Genomic DNA, 16,873 nt, shown 5'->3' on the forward strand with positions numbered 1-16,873 from the left:
CCGCATCTCCTGCAGCCGAGTTTTATTAACGCAGGTGCGAAATATGTTGTCAGGGCCCTGCATCCGCGCGCCACCGGCGAGAATCGGCGTGAACTTACCTGCCCCGCGATCGCCGGGGCGTCGTCCGCGGTCACCGTCCGCGACCGGCCGACACCGTCAGGGCCGGTTCATGTCCGGCAAACACACACGGGGGAGCGGTGCCCTCAGAGCTTGCGGAGGCCGCGCAGCACCTTGGTGTACGGGAGGGTGGCGGCCGCGCCCTTGCGCACCTTCGGGTTGAGCTGGCTGCCGTTGATCACGAGCAGATACCGCAGACCGTGGTCACGCCACTCGGCGACCTGGTCGAGCACCTCGTCGGCGGTGCCCTGGAAGCAGATCTCCTTCATCAGTGAGGCCGGCACGCTGGAGGTGTAGGCCAGCGCGGATTCCGCGTCGATCATCTGAGGAACCAGATCCTGCACACCGGAGAAGTCCGCGCCGAGTGGATGTTCGACGCCGTGGCGCGCCCACGCCTCGGCCGGTGCGGCCAGCGCGACCGATTTGACGATCACCGAGTCCAGGGCTTCGTCGACGTCGTCGCGCGTGCGGCCGGTCACGACCGTCCGGTTGACCGCGGGCACGATCGCCATCGGATCGCGGCCGTTGTCCGAGGCCGCGGTGCGCACCGCGTCGAGCGCCTTCGCGTAGTCGGCCGGACGGGAGATCACGAACGGCACCCAGCCGTCGGCGTACCGCCCGGTCGCCCGCAGCATCCGGGGCCCGTGCGCGGCGACCCAGATCTCCGGCCACCGACCCTTGTACGGCGGCAGATCGAATACGGCGTGACGCAGGGGGAAGTAGTCCGACTCCCGGGTCACCGGCGCACCGCCGGATTCCCACAGTGCGCGGATGGTCGCCAGCGCCTCGACGAACCTGGCGACCGGTTTGGTCCACTCCACGCCGTAGGGTTCGTTGCCCTCGCGCTCGCCGACGCCGATTCCGAGGATGGCCCGGCCGCGCGTGAGCAGGTGCAGCGTCGCGGCGGCCTGGGCCGTCACCGCCGGGTGCCTGCGGCTGGCATCGGTCACACCGACTCCGAAACGCAAGCGCCGCATGCGGTTGCGGGCCGACAGATGACCCAGCATGGTCCAGGGTTCCAGGATCGCGTCGACCTTCGGCACGAGCTTGGCGGCCAGGCCGAGGTGTTCGGGGGTCGCCAGCGAGCGAGGCACCAGCGAGTTGATGTGATCGCCCACCCAGAACGAGTCGGCTCCGGTCGCGGCGGCTGTGGTCATCGCGGCCGACGGCAGCAGTGTCGGGGAGATCCGGGTGTTCACGATGCCGTCGAGCAGTCCGAAACGGAACTGGGAGCCGGCAGATCGCGGTCGGGACGTCATGGTTAGCGACCGTACTACCGCCGCGCGACCGCGCTTCGTCGCGCGGGCCGGTGGTAGGTTGCGGGAAGTCCGACTCCCGTCCCCGATCGAAGAGGTCTGTACTCACCCATGGCATCTGTGCGCCTCGAGGTGATCGACAGGGGAAGCACCACCGACGCCCACCCGGTACCGCTGTTGTTCGTGCACGGCGCGTGGCACGCGGCGTGGTGCTGGGAGGAGAATTTTCTGGGTTTCTTCGCCGACCGCGGCTACCGCGCGCTGGCGCTGAGCTTCCGCGGCCACGGCGGCAGCCCGACCGACAAACCGCTGAGGTCGCTGTCCATCGCCGACTACGTCGACGACGTCGCCGCGGTGGCCGCCGATCTCCCGTCCGCGCCGGTGGTGGTCGGGCACTCGATGGGCGGCTTCGTGGTGCAGAAGTATCTGGAGGGTCGCGACGCCCCCGCCGCGGTGCTGATGGCGTCCGCACCGCCGCGCGGTTACCTGGCCTCCGGCCTGCGCTGGTTCCGCAGGCATCCGTGGCAGTTCCTGAAATCGTCGGCCTCCGGCGAGTCGCTCGCCTACGTCAGCTCCGTGGCGGCCACGAGGGAACGCTTCTTCAGCGCGCACACGCCGGACGCGATCGTCGCCGCCTGCGCCGCACGCCTGCAAGAGGAGAGTGCGCGTTCGGGCCGCGACGGGGTCACCGCCCTGCCGCGGCCGAGCCGAGTGCGGACCCCGATCCTGGTCCTGGGCGCGCTGGAGGACCGGATGGCGGTGACGCCGGACGAAGTGCGCGCCACCGCTCGGGCCTATCGCACCGAACCGAAGATCTTCCCCGGCATGGGCCACAACATGATGCTCGAACCCGGCTGGGAGGCCGTCGCAACACACATCGATTCCTGGCTCGCGGACCGCAGTCTGTGACCGCGCCGTGATGTCGGTGCGACTTCTGTGACTCAGCCGGAGTCCCCACCGCGAGCTAATTGACGCGGCTAGCAAAACCGGGTGTAACGCTTTCCCGATCTTGAGCGATGTTGCTGGAAGGTGCGCGAGCCGTCTCGTGCGCCCAGTCGTGGCCCCACAGGTTACGGCGTGGTAACCATGCCTGCGGATTGATTTGCTACAAATTAACCAGAAGCCCCTTCGGGCAGTCATAACCGCACTGTATGGTCCATTTACAATTCAATAGCGCAATTGCCGAGGCCTGTTGACGCTCCGCTGGAAACGTTCCATGCCAGCGTCTTTGCCGGGTTTCCGGACCCGGGGAAGTTCGCCTCCGAGGCGTCGGCAACGGTTTTCTCTCCACGTTTATAGAGTGGCCGTAAATTCTCTCCAGCAATTCCTTGCGCGCTCAGGTATGTGATAATCTCCGCACACCTTTGCCGTGATCGGATTGTCATCACATTGCAACGACCTGGAAGGTTGGGACATGCATTCAGCGCTTCGCCCGTACGTGACGACGGGCCTTGCCATTGTCGGGTCGAGCGTGATCGCGCTCACCCCCGTCGCGCCTCCGGCCCCGATGGCCGGCGCGGCTGTCGCCACCAAGCAGGTCAGTGAGCAGGTCACCCTCTCGGCCCGGGTCGTCACGATCAACCCGACGCCCGACGCGCTCAACATGGGCGAGCAGCTGCAGGGCACCATCTGCGGCGGCAGCGGCGGAACCCCGTGCTACGCCCTCGAGTACGCGCCGATCTGGACCGGTCCCGGCTACTTCGGTCTCGGCGTGGAGGCGCTGCGCCGGGAGCTGGCCGGAAACCCCGGCGAAGAGACCACCATCTTCGGCTTCAGCGAGGGGGCCGTCGTGGCCTCGCAGTGGCTGGAGAAGCACCTCGAGGATCCCGAGGCCTACCCGGCGCCGGAGAACCTCACGTTCATCGTCATCGGCAACCCGGGCCGTAAGTACGGCGGTTCGGGCACCGTGTGGGGACAGAAGTGGCCCACCAGCCCGTACCGCGTGATCGACGTCGCCCAGCAGTACGACCCGACCGTCGACATGCCCACCAACACCTTCAACGTGCTGGCCACGCTGAACGCCACGATGGGCTTCTTCACCAACCACCTCGGCAAGGGCTACTCCGACGTCGACATCGACGACCCGGCCAACAGCAAGTGGACCGAGGACGGCATCGAGTACGTCTTCGTCCCCGCCAAGACCCTCCCGCTGGTCGAGCCGCTGCGCTGGCTCGGACTCAACGATCTGGCCGACGAGCTGACCGGGCCGCTGCAGTACCTCATCGAGCAGGGGTACAACCGCGACGACCGTGTCACGACTCCGCCGTTGGGCCGCGACAAGAGCATCTTCTACGCGCCCATCAACCTGCTGGAAACCGTCGCGAACATGCCGTACTACGCAGTGGCGGGCACCAATCGCTTCGCCAACGCGATGCGCGCCAGTGGTAGTTGGTGGGTCTACACGCCCACCAACGTGCTGGGCTGGGATCCCGCGAACCCGGAGATGACCCGGGCGTTCGTCGACTTCCTCGTCGCGATCCCGTCGATCTCGACCCCGCTCGGCGAGACCGCCGACTGGTGGGCGCGCGCCAACCTCCCGATGAACGCCGGCTGCACCGGGTTCCCGCCGTGCGACGACCCGCAGGCCATCCTCGACCAGATGTTCAAGGTCCAGCTGTGGGACTTCTACGCGCCGGGCGGCTTCACCTTCACCAGCCCGATCACCCCCGAGTACAACCCCGTCAGCGACGTCGAAGCGTACTGGGGCCAGGAGCTCGGCCTGACCGGCGACCGGGTCGAGTGGTACGGCGAGACGGTCAACCCCGAGCCGTTCGGCGAGTCCAAGGGATTCTGGGACCACCTGATCTCGCGTCCGGAGGGCATCAAGACCCCCACCCTGCAGGACCAGCTCGAGGCCTTCAAGAATCTGGCCGACGGCCTGAACACCACCTGGAATCCGTTCGTGCCCAAGAGCTACGTCTGGAATCCGAAGATGACGCCGTTCGCCTACCTGGCGCGGCCGCTGGCCCCGCTGCTGTGCCCGCAGTGCAACAAGGTCGACCCGTTCATGCCCGCCGACTGGAAGGTCGGCAGGGACATCTACCCGGGCGCTTACATCCCGCCGTCGGTCAAGGACCTGTATGACGCCGAGACCGGTAAATACATCGGTCCCGACGTCCCGGGTGTCACCGACGTCGAGGACCCGGAGTGGGAGAAGAAGGCCGGACTGGACGTCCTGCGCGGCACCCAGGCCACCGAGGACTCCGCAGAAGCCGACGACACCACCTCAGGCGACGAAGCCGAAGACTCGACCGAGGACAACACCTCACTGTTCAGCCCGCTGTCCGCCAAGGCAGCTGTCGACAGCGACGCGGCGACCACCGGCAACGAAGCCGGCGAAGAGCAGACCGGCGAAGAGCAGACGGCGACGAAGCCGAACGTCATCGAGGCGGCGGTCAAGGACTTGATCGACAAGTTCGACAAGACCCCCGCCGAGGCTCCGGCGGACGGTACCGCCGAGACCCCCGCGGCCGGCGACGACACCACCGGCAGCGACGACAGCACCGGCACCGACGATGAGGCGGCCACCAAGCCGGCCAAGTCCGGCAAGCCCTCGAAGTCTTCGCGGCAGAGCACGGAGTCCGCGAGCGACAAGGCCGACAAGGCCGACAAGGCCGACGCCACGTCTGATTCCAAGACCGACGCCAAGACCGACGCGAAGTCTGAGTCCAAGACCGAGTCCAAGTCTGAGTCCACGAGCTCCGCGAAGGACAGCAACAAGTCCGCATCGGGCGTCGGGGCTGGTAGCAAGGGCAGCGGCGGAGGCTCGGGCAGCGGCGGCAGCGACGACTGAGAAGGGCCCACTGAGAAGGCCGTAGTATCGCCACGTGAGTACGGAGCAGTTTGACGCCATCATCGTCGGTGCAGGGTTCGGCGGGATGGGCGCCGCTATCCAACTCAATCGGTTGGGTTATCAGAAGATCGCCATCCTCGATCGCGAGGACGATCTCGGGGGTACGTGGCACGTCAACCGTTATCCAGGACTGACGGTTGACGTCCCGTCCACCACGTATTCGTACTGGTTTGAACCGAATCCGTACTGGTCGCGCCTGTATGCCCCCGGTTCGGAGCTGAAGACCTACGCCGACCACGTCGCGGACAAGTACGACCTGCGCCGGTACATGCGGTTCAACACCACCGTCGAAGGTGCGCGGTGGGACGAGGAGACCCGGCACTGGCTGGTGTCACTGGTCACCGGTGAGACGCTGCGCACCCAGTTCCTGATCCTGGCCACCGGATACCTGTGTCAGCCGAAGAAGCCGGACATCCCAGGCATCGAGGATTTCGCGGGCACGGTGCTGCACGCGCAGGACTGGGACTACAACTACTCGCTGAAGGGGCGTAACGCCGCGATCATCGGTACCGGTTCCACCGGCGTGCAGCTGATCCCCAAGCTCGCCGAGGATGTCTCGGAGCTGACGGTCTATCAGCGCACCCCGATCTGGGTGATGCCGAAGCTGGACTTCCCGTTCGGGCCCGCCGCCCAGCGGCTGTTCGCGAAATTCCCTGCCACCCAACAGTTCCTGCGGATGTCCAGCGACGCGTTCATGGACGTCATGGTGACGATCGCGATGTGGAAGTTCCGCCAGTTCCGTCCGGTCAACACCGCCGCGGCCAAGATCGGTGCGCTGCACCGGTTCCTGGCGATCCGGGACAGGCGTCTGCGTCGGCAGCTCACACCGGGCTACGACTTCGGCTGCAAGCGCCCGACGCTGTCGAACACGTACTACCGCACGTTCAACAAGCCGCACGTGCACCTGGAAACCGCAGGCATCGAACGCATCGAACCCGACGGCATCGTCGCCAAAGACGGCACCAAGCGCGTCATCGACACCTTGGTGCTGGCCACCGGTTTCGACGTGTGGGAGTCCAACCTGCCGGCCATCCCGGTGATCGGGCGCGAGGGCCGTGATCTCGGTAAGTGGTGGCGGGAGAACAAGTTCCAGGCCTACGAAGGTCTGACCGTGCCACTGTTCCCGAACCTGATCACCCAGGCCAGCCCGTACGCGTGGGTCGGGATGTCGTGGTTCGACACCGTCGAATACCAGATGAGGCACATGAACCGCCTCTTCGGGGAGCTTCAACGCCGCGGTGCCGACACCTTCGAGGTGACCGAGGAGGCCAACGCCGCGTTCCTGCAGAAGATGGAGACACTGCTGGACGATTCGGTGTTCCGGCTGGGTAACTGCGCGAACTCCCGCTCGTACTGGTTCAACAGTTCGGGTGAGGCGCCGCTGTTCCGTCCGCAGTCGATCCGGCAGGCGGTCAAGGAGCAGGCGACGTTCCCGCTCAGCGATTACGCCATCGCCTGACCGGTAGACATCTCGACAACAACACCGAACACCAAGGGGTGACGACATGGCAACCGCCACAACCGATCCCGTGCGGCTGCCGCCGGGCCCGCGGATACCGAAGCTGATTCAGGGCGGCGCTGTGCTGGCCTTCCGGTACGGCTCGGTCGCCGCGCTGGGGAGGCGTTACGGACCGACGTTCACGCTGCAGCTGCCGGTCTTCGGCGAGACCGTGGTGATCAGCGACCCCGTGCTGGTCAAGGACCTGTTCAGCACCAGCCGCGAGTTGGTCGGGCGTCCGCAGAACAACCTGGGTGGCGACGTCCTCGGCCCCGGGTCCATCTTCAACCTCGAAGGTGACGAGCTGCTGGCCCGCCGCCGGTTGCTGCTCCCGCCGTTCAACGGCAAGAACATGCGCGCGTACGAGGACATCACCGAACAAGAGGTGATCCGCGAGATGCAGTCGTGGCCCGAAGGCGTCGAGTTCGAGACGCTCGAGCCGATGATGCGGATCACGCTCAACACCATCCTGCGTGCGGTCTTCGGCGCCAAGGGGGACGAGCTCGACGAGCTGCGGGTGGTGATCCCGGCCGCGGTCGAATTCGGTTCCAAGATCGCGCTGCTGCCGTCGGTGGTGCGCAAGGACTTCGGCGCGTGGAGCCCCGGTGGGAAGTTCTCCCGGTACCGCCGCCGGATGGACGAGATCTGCAAGCAGCTGATCGACGATGCGCGGTCGGACCCGGACTTCGCCGAGCGCGGCGACGTGCTGTCGCTGCTGTTGCAGGCCCGGTACGACAACGGAGAGCCGATCCCGGATCCGTTCATCATCGACGAGCTGCTGACGATGCTGGTGGCCGGGCACGAGACCACCTCGACGCAGTTGGCGTGGACGATCGAGCGCATTCGCAGACATCCGGACCTGTTGGAGCGGCTGTCGGCGGAGGTCGACGAGGGCGGTAAGGAGCTGATGACGGCGACCATCGCCGAATCGCAGCGCACCCGTCCGGTGCTGACCGCCGCCCTGCGCCGCGCACGGACACGGATCCGCTTGGGGGAGTGGGTGATTCCCGAAGGGGACACCATCATGGCCAGCACCCAGCTCGCGATGGACGCCGAGCAGAGCTTCCCGGACCCGGAGCGCTTCGACCCGGACCGCTTCATCGGCAACCCGCCCAACCCGTTCGCATGGATTCCGTTCGGCGGCGGCATGATGCGCTGTATCGGTGCGTCGTTCGCGACCATGGAGATGGAGGTCGTGCTGCGCACGATGCTGCGGGAGTTCCGGCTCGAGCCCACGACCGAGCCGGACGAGAAACCCCACAGCCGAGGCGTGACGGTGACCCCGGGCCGCGGTGGCCGCGCCGTCGTACGCCGGCGCGCCAGAACCGCTCCCGCGGACACAGTGTCGGCGGGCGAATCGTCGCGTTAGAAGCGGTACTGCAGCACGCGTGCCTTGCGGGCGATGGGCGGCACCCGGCGCGAGAGCTTGCTCGCCAACCGCAGCCCGGCCGGGAACAGCGCCGTCTCGGGGCGGTGCATGGCGCTGGACTCGTCGATCAGCCGCAGGCGGGGATTCCAGCTCTGCGGCTGTCGGGCGTCCTTGAAGCCCGGAAAGTTCCACTGGCGGTGCGGTGAACTCGCGTTTCGTGAAGTGGTGACCCGCCCGATGAACTGGTTGGCCTTGCCGACCGGCCCGTAGTCGTTGAACGCGACCACACCAAACGCGAAATGGTCGGTGATCCGGGTGAGGATGCCGATGACCGCGTCCTCGTCGAGGAACGCGAACAGGCCGTCGGCGAACACGAACGCGGGCCGCTCGGCCGGGATATCGGCCGTCCAGTCCGGGCGCAACACACTGGCCGCGATGGACCGGGCGCACTCGTGGGACGGCACCACGGCGGCGCGCAGTGCGACGACCGCGGGCAGGTCGACGCTGAACCAGTCGACCGACGTCGGCGGATCCACCCGGAACACCGCACTGCTCAGCCCCGCGCCGAGGTCGACGACCACCGCATCGGGGTGGGCCGAGACGAACGCGCGGATCCGCTCGTCGAGCATCTTGGCGCGCAGCGCGACCAACGCCACCACGCTGGGTGTGGCGCCCAGCGTGGTGAAGTCATGGTCGATCTGGCGCACGGTCGCGTCGGCGAGCGGATCGCCCAGGATCGGACGCGCCGCCCGGGAATCGAGAGCACGGCAGTACTCGGTGAGCAGTGCGGTCTGTTCGATCGGGGCGAGGCCGCTGACGTCCATGGGACCACCCAAGCACATCAGCCCTGGCTGCGGAAAACGCAGCCGCAAGCGACTATTCGTCGCCTCCGGTGCTGCTGTCGCCGGTGTCGACAGGTTTCGCGGAGGTGGCGTCGGCGTCGGCGTCTGACTCTGTGGCGGTGTCGGTGTCAGTTCCGGTGTCGGTGGCGGTGTCGGCCTCGTCCGCCACGTCGGCGTCCTCAGCGGCCTCGTCCTCGTCGATCACCACATCATCGCCGTCGATCACGTCGTCGACCACCACATCATCGCTGTCGACCAGACCGTCGCTGTCGACCACATCTTCGGTAACCACATCCACGACCTCGTCGTCGGCCTCCACCGCGGCGGGCTCGAGTGCTCGGACGCTCTTGCCGCGGACGGGTTCGGTGCGGGCGGCGGTCGACTGCACCAGCGTGGCCTCAGCGCGTGCCGAGTCCTGCTGCGGCCCCTCCGGTTCGGGGTCCGGGGCGGCCGGAAGCCCCGGCTGTGCCGGCAGATACGAGCGATCGTAGGCGCGGTCGACGATCTCCTTGAGTGACGGGTTGAGCATGTCGGCGACGAAACCGAGCCCGAACCAGCGCAGCGGCTGCAGCAGCGGCAGGGTTTTGGTCGGAACGAAGACGTAGGTGATGTCTCCCTCGGTCCACACATAGTTGGCCGGGTCGTAGATGTCGACGGGTTCGTAGTCCTGATGGGTGAGGAAGAAGGCGGCCGTCGAGTTCAGCATCGCCAGCAGATTCGTCGTATCGTCCGGGAAGTCCGAGGCCATATCGTATTCCTGGGACACGTCGATGATGCGATAGCCGAGGTCGGGGAAGACATCGCTGCCCCGGAGCTTGTCTGACCCGTTGTACTTGCGGGCGGGGTTCCCCATCAGGACGAAGCTGAGGTTCTCCGGCCCCGGGACGCCCTCCGTCGCGCCGTGCTCACGCATCCACGCCGCGGCGACCCGGGCGCCCTGGCTGTAGGCGAACACGATCTGTTTGCCGTCGGTGCCGTCACGCAGCACCGTGTCGAGCACCGCGACCGCGGACGGTGTGGAGGCGCGCGAATACACCACGTTCTTGCAGGTGCGAGGCGACTCGCACATCACGCCCTGCAGATCGTCGTCGTTGCCGCCGGGGAGCAGGCTCAGCGTCAGGACGCGGGTCGGTTCGGTGGGGAAGTACTCGTATGTGGCCGAATGTTCTTGCGTCGCTGCTGCCGACGCATCAGCCATACCGACCGGAAGTGCGACCAGCGGAACGGCCAGCGCGGCGGCAATCCCCGATGCGCTGCGGCGCCGCTTGCGTGTCCCGGCTCGATGTCGAGTTCCCATACATCCCCCTCATAAGCCCCGCAGCATTTGCTGACCACATCAGGGTACGCGTCTTCCCCCCGCCGTCACACTCCAAACATCGACCCTTTTCCGATTTGTGATTACGGAATATTCACAAACTCGGCAGGCTGTGCGAAGGCTGTGAACTTCACCCGCCACTTGGTTAGCTATGTTTGCCACGCGGCGACGCTGGGCGGCAGCCGCCTACCGGAGTCGGTCCGCGACGAAGTTGGCCGCTTCGTCGACCATCCCGTTCTTGATGTACGAGAAGTGCGCCGGGAAATTGAGGCCGGACGAGCAGAACGGGTCGTCGAGGCCGCACAGGTCGATCGTCCTGGGCCCGTACACGCCGCTGACCGCGGGCAGCGGACCCCCACCGGCGATGTTGCGCAACGGATTTCCGAACACCGCGACCGCCGCGATCCGATCGGCCAGATGGGCCGGCAGCGGGGTGGGGGTGAACCGGCCGAGCGGCTTGGGGTCGACGGTGATCAGATCGATCACTCCCGCCCCCTGGGAGTTCCCGCCGAGTACCAGTTTGGTGTCAGGGCAGTTGTCGGCCATCCACTGCACCCGGCCGGTCGCATCCGCGGCGCCCAACGGTGCCGACACGTCGAAGTCGAAACTCGCCGGATAGTTGACGCCGTACGCGCCGACCGTGCGTCCCGGCAGTTTGCCGCGCAACGAGTCGACGAACGCATTGCCCAGCCAGCCGAGTCCCGCGGGCGCCCCGGTGCCGCGGGCGAAGATCACCTCGACGTCAGGGCAGGGCTGTGCGGCCGCCGTGGGTATCCCGATCACCGCCTGCAGGCTTGCCACCATCGCCAGCACCGCCGCTCCGGACATCCACCTCAACCGCATGAATCCATGCTGACACATTGCTGTGAGTGGATCGCCGAAACCATTGTTGAGCTGGGGTTTTCAGGCGAACGTATAGTCGGTCAGCGGAAAGCTGTCGTTCTCCCGGTTGGTCTGGTTCGTCGAGGCGGGCCGCACCAGGGTCTCACCGCTGGGGCTGAAGTAGTACGACCGCGACCCCGCGCAGTCGCCGAGCCCGAACACCGTTTTGCCCAGCAGCTTCGACATCCGCTCCCGGAACTCGGCGTTGGCCTCGGGGGTCACCTCGAAGGTCGTCGCGTTGCGTCGCTTCAACTCCCCGAACAACCGGTCCATATGGCGCATCTGGTACTCCACGGTGGCGAAGTACGACAGGCCGCTGGAGGCATAGGGTCCGGCCAGGCTCAGGAAGTTCGGGAACGCGGGAATCGAGACGCCCTGGTAGGCCTGGAAGCCGTTGTCGCGCCACCACTTCCCGAGATTGCGGGCGTCGCGGCCGATCACCTCGATCGCGGGGATGTTCGCCTCCCACAGATCGAACCCGGTGCACAGCACCAGAGTGTCGATCTGGGTCTTCGTGCCGTCGCACGCGACGATGCCGTCCGGTTCGACGTGGTCGATGCCCGACGCCTGAAGATGCACGTGCGGCTTGGTGAACGCGCGGTAGTAGGAATTCGAGTAGGTCGGGCGCTTACATCCGAACTCGTAATGCGGCGTGAGCTTGGCGCGCAGTTCCTTGTCCCGGATCGAGACGAACCGCAGCGCGCGCGACGTCAGGTCGGCGACGGTGTTGAGCTGCCGGAAGTATTTGAAGTTCAGCACCGACAGGATCATCATCGTCTCCAGGCCCACATCGCTGCCGGCGCGGAATGCGCGCTGCAGCAGCGGAACCCGGGCGAACACCCGGCGCAGCCATGGCGGGATCGGGAAATCGACCTTCGGCACCACGTGGATCGGCGTGCGCTGGTACACCGTGAGCTCGGCGGCATCCTTCATCAGCTGGGGGATCAGCTGCACCGCGGTGGCCCCGGTCCCGATCAGGCCGATGCGGTCACCGGCGGGCGAATAGCTGTCGTCCCAGTCCATGCTGTGCACGATCCGGCCGGCGAAATCTTCGATACCGGGGATGTCGGGCTTGCGCGGCTGCGACAGATACCCGGTCGCGGTGATCAGGAATCGGGAGGTCAGAGTCTCCCCGCCGGCCAGCGCGACCTGCCAGGTCTCGGTGTCGTCGTCCCACCGCGCGCCGTCGACGGCGCAGTTGAACCGCATGTGTCTGCGGACGTCGTATTTGTCGGCGACGTGGTCGGCGTACTTCTTCAGTTCGGTCCCGGGCGCATACAGCCGTGACCAGTGCGGATTCGGTTCGAACCAGTACGAATAGGTGGGGGACGGAATGTCTACCGCCAGGCCCGGGTAGTGGTTGACGTGCCACGTCCCACCCAGATCATCCTCCCGATCAACGATGAGGATGTTCTCGTAACCCATCTTCTTCAACTGGATCGCGGCCCCCATTCCGCCAAACCCAGCTCCGACGACGATGACGTCGTACTGCGGATCAAACATGTGTCAACGCTACCTCACAGCAAATCAATCATCAGCCAACGAAGCCGGGGCTGCGTCGGCTAAAATGTCACGTTTCCGTCAATATCATCGGACACACCACGAAGCCCCGGCGTGATGCCGGGGCTCCGGGCGGGCGTCCTTCGTCAGGGACCTCGAGTCCGGGGAGGTTACTCCGAGGAGCCGGAGTCAGACGACCCAGATCCTTGCGACGACGATCCTGCTGACGAGTCGGTGTCCGCCGAGCTCGTCGAGCCCTTGGCGCCGTCGTCGTCGCCGTCCTTCTTGCCGGACTTCCCGGCCTTGCGCACCGTGTCGGCCTTGTCGGCCTTGGCCGTGTCCGTGTCCGCGTCGGCCTTGGCCGTGTCCTTCGCCGCGTCGGCATCGGAATCGGAATCGTCGTCGCTCACCGCAGGCTTGGCGCTGGTGCGCTTCTTCGGCGCATCGGCGGTGTCGGTGTCGGTCTCGGCGCTGGCCTTCTCGGCCGTCGCGGCGTCGTCCTCGTCGGCGACCGACTCCTGCACGACCGCGGGGGCGGCCAGCGCGGCTGCGCTCGAAGCCCCGGCAGTGGTGGTGCGGTTGTCGTTGCGGCTGTAGCCCTTGTCGATCATGGCCTTCAACTCGGCCTCACGGGGAGCCAGGAACGGCAGCAGCTGAACCAGTGGCAGCTTCTTCGTCGGCACCAGATAGGTGGTCGTGGTGCCGCCGAGATCGTTGGTCACCCGGGTGATGTTCTCCTCGGGCGTCACCGCCTCGTAGTCCTGCAACATCATCGGCACGTGCACGAAGATGCCGCCGGCGACGGCGTTGGCCAGTGCCAGGAAGTTCCACCACCGGTCCGGCAGGTCTGCGGCGCCGTCGTACTCGCCGGTGACGACGTCGATGTCGTAGATGGTCTGCGGCGCGGGCAGATAGGTGTAGTCGTAGCGCGGGTTGTACTGCGAGTCCTTGAGGAGCTTCTGCCGGCTCGAATCGGCGACCAGGATGAATTTGACCTCGTCCTTGTCCGGAGCGTCGGGATCGTTGATCAGGGTCCGCATCCAGTCGTTGACGACCAGGGAGCCGGCCGAGAAGCCGACGACCGTCACCACGTCGCCCGGCCTGTTGGCGGCGAGCATCGCGGCGTCGAAATGCGCGTCGAGACTGATGATTCCGGCAGTGATCGACTGGCCGAGGGTCATATCGTTGCGGCCGGTGTACGGCCCGGCCTGGGCCGGCCACTCCACGCCGTCGAGCACGTCGTTCTCGCGGGCGAGCTTGCCGCCGAGCAGTGGTGAGATGACGATCTCGTGCATGTCGGGCGTACCGAGCCCGCCGACGGCGACCGCTGTGTTGACGGCCTGCGCGCCGGTCGCGGCGGACAGTGCCACCGTCGCCGAAGCAAAGACCGCACCGCAGGCGACTCCCGCTTTTCGAAAGCTTCTGCGCATTCTGATCTCCCCGATTGGTAGCAGTGAAGCGATGCGCCATCTCCGGCGCGAGATGAGCATATTGCTCGCCCATCGGCGTCCGCACAGCAAAACCGAGAATTTTTAATAAGTGCATTAATAGCAAAACTCATTCGAATTGCTATCTAGTAGTTCGTCCGTCGATCTGCGTATCGCCGGACGACTTTCCGCGGGCCCGAGCCGGCGCGTGATTTGCGGCTTATCCAGGTGTTTACGCCGGTCTTCAGTCAGTGGTACCGCGCTTGGCGGACAACACGGCCGCACAATATTCGCCGCAGCAATTAGTTTGCCTACTGGTTCTCTGCTAATAAAAGTTCCTGGTCTGGACCATCGCGCTCAGCACATATCTCCTCCCGGGGAACGGGGCAATGGGCTTTCGGGCGTCGATACCGCTCCGTGGCTAGCGCGTGATTGGTCGCCGTGGCGCGTGTGCGGGCCCGGCCCGGCCGCAGGCGTCGCCCGTGTGGCAAACAAATCTGACACACCGTGACAAGATCGGCCGCGACAAGCCCTGCACGCCGGGTGCGCGCGAGTCGCCGGCGCCGGCTGAACTGCTGCGCCCCAACGGAATTCAGGTGCCACGGAGCGGTCGCCCGGATCGACCCGACACGGGCACACGGCGGCCCGTTATCGTTACCCGAATGGCATCCACAGACACGTCGCAGCTGTCAGGAAAGGTCGCCTTCGTCACCGGTGGCGCATCGGGGATAGGGGCGGCACTGGCCACGCGGCTCGCCGCGGCGGGAAGCCTAGTGTGGATCGCCGACCGTCAGGCCGGCCCCGCCGAGGAGCTGGCGCAACAGCTACGCGCCACCGGTGCGGTCGCTCACGCCGTCGGTCTCGACGTTCGCGATCCCGGCGCCGTCGAGAACGCGATCGCCACGACCGTCGATACCTCGGGCCGAATCGACTATCTGTTCAACAATGCCGGAATCGGCATCGGCGGCGAGGTCGACACCCTGACCCTGCAGGACTGGGACGACATCATCGACGTGAACCTGCGCGGTGTCATCCACGGTGTCCAGGCCGCGTACCCGCGGATGATCCGCCAGGGGAGCGGCCACATCATCAACACCGCGTCCATGGCGGGGCTGATCACCACCGCGGCGCAGGGCGGTTACACGGCGACCAAACACGCCGTCGTCGCACTGTCGAAGACGATGCGCGTCGAGGGCGCGACCCACGGGGTGCGCGTCTCGGTGCTGTGCCCGGGCGTGGTGCGCACGCCGATCCTCACCGGTGGTGAGTACGGCCGGAACAAGAGCGTCAGCCGCGAGGATCAGCTCAAGCTGGGGGAGAAGCTGCGCCCGATGGATCCCGAGGTGTTCGCCGAGAAGGCGCTGCGGGGCGTGCTGCGCAACGAGGCGATCATCGTGGTGCCCCGTTGGTGGAAGGCGTTGTGGTATCTGGAGCGGCTCTCCCCGGGTCTCTCGATGCGCACCGCCGCCGTGGCCCTGCAACGGACCCGCGAGGTCCAGTCAGCCGAACCGCTTCAGTAGCCTGCGCTCCTTGCGCGGGCTCAACGCGGCCTTGCGTACATCGCCGTCGTAGTGGGCGACGACCCGCGGGTCCATCACCCGGCGCCACAGCGGCGGAACCATCGCCAGCATCACCATCGTCGCGTACCCGGAGGGCAGCTGCGGCGCCTCGTCGGCATGGCAGAGCGCCTGGAACCGGCGGTGCGGATTGGCGTGGTGGTCGGAATGGCGCTGCAGGTGGAACAGGAACACGTTGGAGATCACCGAGTTGCTGTTCCAGCTGTGTGCGGGCCGAACCTGCTCGTAGTGGCCGTCGCGACGCTTCTGGCGCCGAAGTCCGTAGTGCTCAAGGTAATTGATCGACTCCAGCAGGCAGATGCCGACGATCGCCTGGCCGACCAGCCAGAACAGTACGTGCAGCCCGAACACGGCGACCAGCACCGAGAACAGGACGGCCGTCAGCAGCCAGGAGTTCAGGACGTCGTTATGCAGGCTCCAGGTCGACTTGCCGCGCCGGTTCAGCCGTTTGCGTTCCAGCCGCCACGCCGAGCGCAGACCGCCCCATACGGAGCGGAACACGAACGTATAGAGACTTTCGCCCAGCCGCGCCGACGCCGGGTCTTCCGGGGTGGCCACCCGGGAGTGGTGGCCGCGGTTGTGCTCGACGTAGAAATGGCCGTATCCGGTCTGGGCCAGCGCCACCTTGCTCAGCCGGCGTTCCGCCCGGGCACGCTGATGGCCGAGTTCATGCGCCGTGTTGATCGCGACACCGGCGATACCGCCGACGGTGAGCATCAGCCCGACCTTGTCGAGTTCGGTCATCGGGATTCCGGCCCGCCCGCTCCACAACCAGCAGGCCAGCACCAGCGACAGATACTGCGCGGGCAGGTAGGCGTAGGTGGCCCAGCGGTAGTAGGGGTCGTTCTCCAGGATCGCGACCGCACTCTCGGGCGGGTTGTCGGAATCAGGGCCGACGAGGTAGTCCGACACCGGGATCACGATGAACATCAGCAGCGGCCCGGACCACCAGAACAGCCCGGACCCGCTCAGCGAGACCGCCACCGCCGATAACGGGATCAGCGACGGGATCACCAGCGCGAGCAACCAGAGGTACCGCTTCCGGTCCCGCCACGACGGGATGGCCGCAGCCGACCGACCGGTGCCCCGCAACGTGCGCTGCATAGTCGGCATCTGTCGACCTGTCCCCCTCGTAGCCGGACGGTATCCCGATCATCGCAACTCCAAGCGACAATAGGGTAACGCTGTCATACCATTGCCGCTCTGGTCCGTCCACCGCGTCAGCGAACGTGTTTGC

General features: G+C 66.4%; 12 protein-coding genes. 5 read left to right on the forward strand and 7 right to left on the reverse strand.

What is annotated here, in order from left to right; translation table 11 throughout:
- Positions 1 to 203 precede the first annotated feature (203 nt).
- A complete protein-coding gene (locus NTM_RS20055; protein ID WP_104861246.1) occupies positions 204 to 1,376 on the reverse strand; it encodes an LLM class flavin-dependent oxidoreductase in 1,173 nt (390 codons plus the stop codon).
- 108 nt (positions 1,377 to 1,484) lie between these two features.
- Between NTM_RS20055 and NTM_RS20060 the strand changes: the two genes are divergently transcribed.
- From NTM_RS20060 to NTM_RS20075, 4 genes are all read left to right on the forward strand, one after another.
- On the forward strand, positions 1,485 to 2,282 hold the full coding sequence (locus NTM_RS20060; RefSeq protein WP_163767306.1) for an alpha/beta hydrolase: 798 nt from the start codon (positions 1,485 to 1,487) through the stop codon (positions 2,280 to 2,282).
- A 505-nt stretch (positions 2,283 to 2,787) separates the two neighbouring features.
- Positions 2,788 to 5,166, forward strand: coding sequence for a PE-PPE domain-containing protein (locus tag NTM_RS20065; RefSeq protein WP_163767307.1), 2,379 nt, complete (start codon positions 2,788 to 2,790; stop codon positions 5,164 to 5,166).
- 34 nt (positions 5,167 to 5,200) lie between these two features.
- Positions 5,201 to 6,685, forward strand: a complete 1,485-nt coding sequence (locus NTM_RS20070; RefSeq protein WP_104861243.1) for a flavin-containing monooxygenase — start codon at positions 5,201 to 5,203, stop codon at positions 6,683 to 6,685.
- 46 nt (positions 6,686 to 6,731) lie between these two features.
- Entirely contained in the window at positions 6,732 to 8,093 is a 1,362-nt protein-coding gene (locus NTM_RS20075; RefSeq protein WP_163767309.1) for a cytochrome P450, read from the forward strand.
- Here NTM_RS20075 and NTM_RS20080 read toward each other — a convergent pair.
- From NTM_RS20080 to NTM_RS20100, 5 genes are all read right to left on the reverse strand, one after another.
- Positions 8,090 to 8,917, reverse strand: a complete 828-nt coding sequence (locus tag NTM_RS20080; RefSeq protein ID WP_232079774.1) for a class I SAM-dependent methyltransferase — start codon at positions 8,915 to 8,917, stop codon at positions 8,090 to 8,092. The genes NTM_RS20075 and NTM_RS20080 overlap by 4 nt on opposite strands.
- A gap of 52 nt (positions 8,918 to 8,969) precedes the next feature.
- On the reverse strand, positions 8,970 to 10,232 hold the full coding sequence (locus tag NTM_RS20085; RefSeq protein ID WP_163767313.1) for a PE-PPE domain-containing protein: 1,263 nt from the start codon (positions 10,230 to 10,232) through the stop codon (positions 8,970 to 8,972).
- A 204-nt stretch (positions 10,233 to 10,436) separates the two neighbouring features.
- A complete protein-coding gene (locus tag NTM_RS20090) occupies positions 10,437 to 11,093 on the reverse strand; it encodes a cutinase family protein (protein WP_163767315.1) in 657 nt (218 codons plus the stop codon).
- A gap of 60 nt (positions 11,094 to 11,153) precedes the next feature.
- Positions 11,154 to 12,635 (reverse strand): flavin-containing monooxygenase, encoded by a 1,482-nt coding sequence (locus NTM_RS20095; protein ID WP_163767317.1) that lies wholly within the window; start codon positions 12,633 to 12,635, stop codon positions 11,154 to 11,156.
- Between the two features lie 167 nt (positions 12,636 to 12,802).
- Positions 12,803 to 14,002 (reverse strand): PE-PPE domain-containing protein, encoded by a 1,200-nt coding sequence (locus tag NTM_RS20100; protein ID WP_337781399.1) that lies wholly within the window; start codon positions 14,000 to 14,002, stop codon positions 12,803 to 12,805.
- 719 nt (positions 14,003 to 14,721) lie between these two features.
- Here NTM_RS20100 and NTM_RS20105 point away from each other — a divergent pair.
- Positions 14,722 to 15,579: an SDR family NAD(P)-dependent oxidoreductase gene (locus NTM_RS20105; RefSeq protein WP_163767322.1), complete on the forward strand. Its 858-nt coding sequence runs from the start codon at positions 14,722 to 14,724 to the stop codon at positions 15,577 to 15,579.
- Here the strand turns inward: NTM_RS20105 and NTM_RS20110 are convergent.
- A complete protein-coding gene (locus NTM_RS20110; protein ID WP_163767324.1) occupies positions 15,559 to 16,749 on the reverse strand; it encodes an alkane 1-monooxygenase in 1,191 nt (396 codons plus the stop codon). The genes NTM_RS20105 and NTM_RS20110 overlap by 21 nt on opposite strands.
- Positions 16,750 to 16,873 lie beyond the last annotated feature (124 nt).

Origin of the sequence: Mycolicibacterium parafortuitum (genome assembly GCF_010725485.1) — a bacterium.
GTDB lineage: Bacteria > Actinomycetota > Actinomycetes > Mycobacteriales > Mycobacteriaceae > Mycobacterium.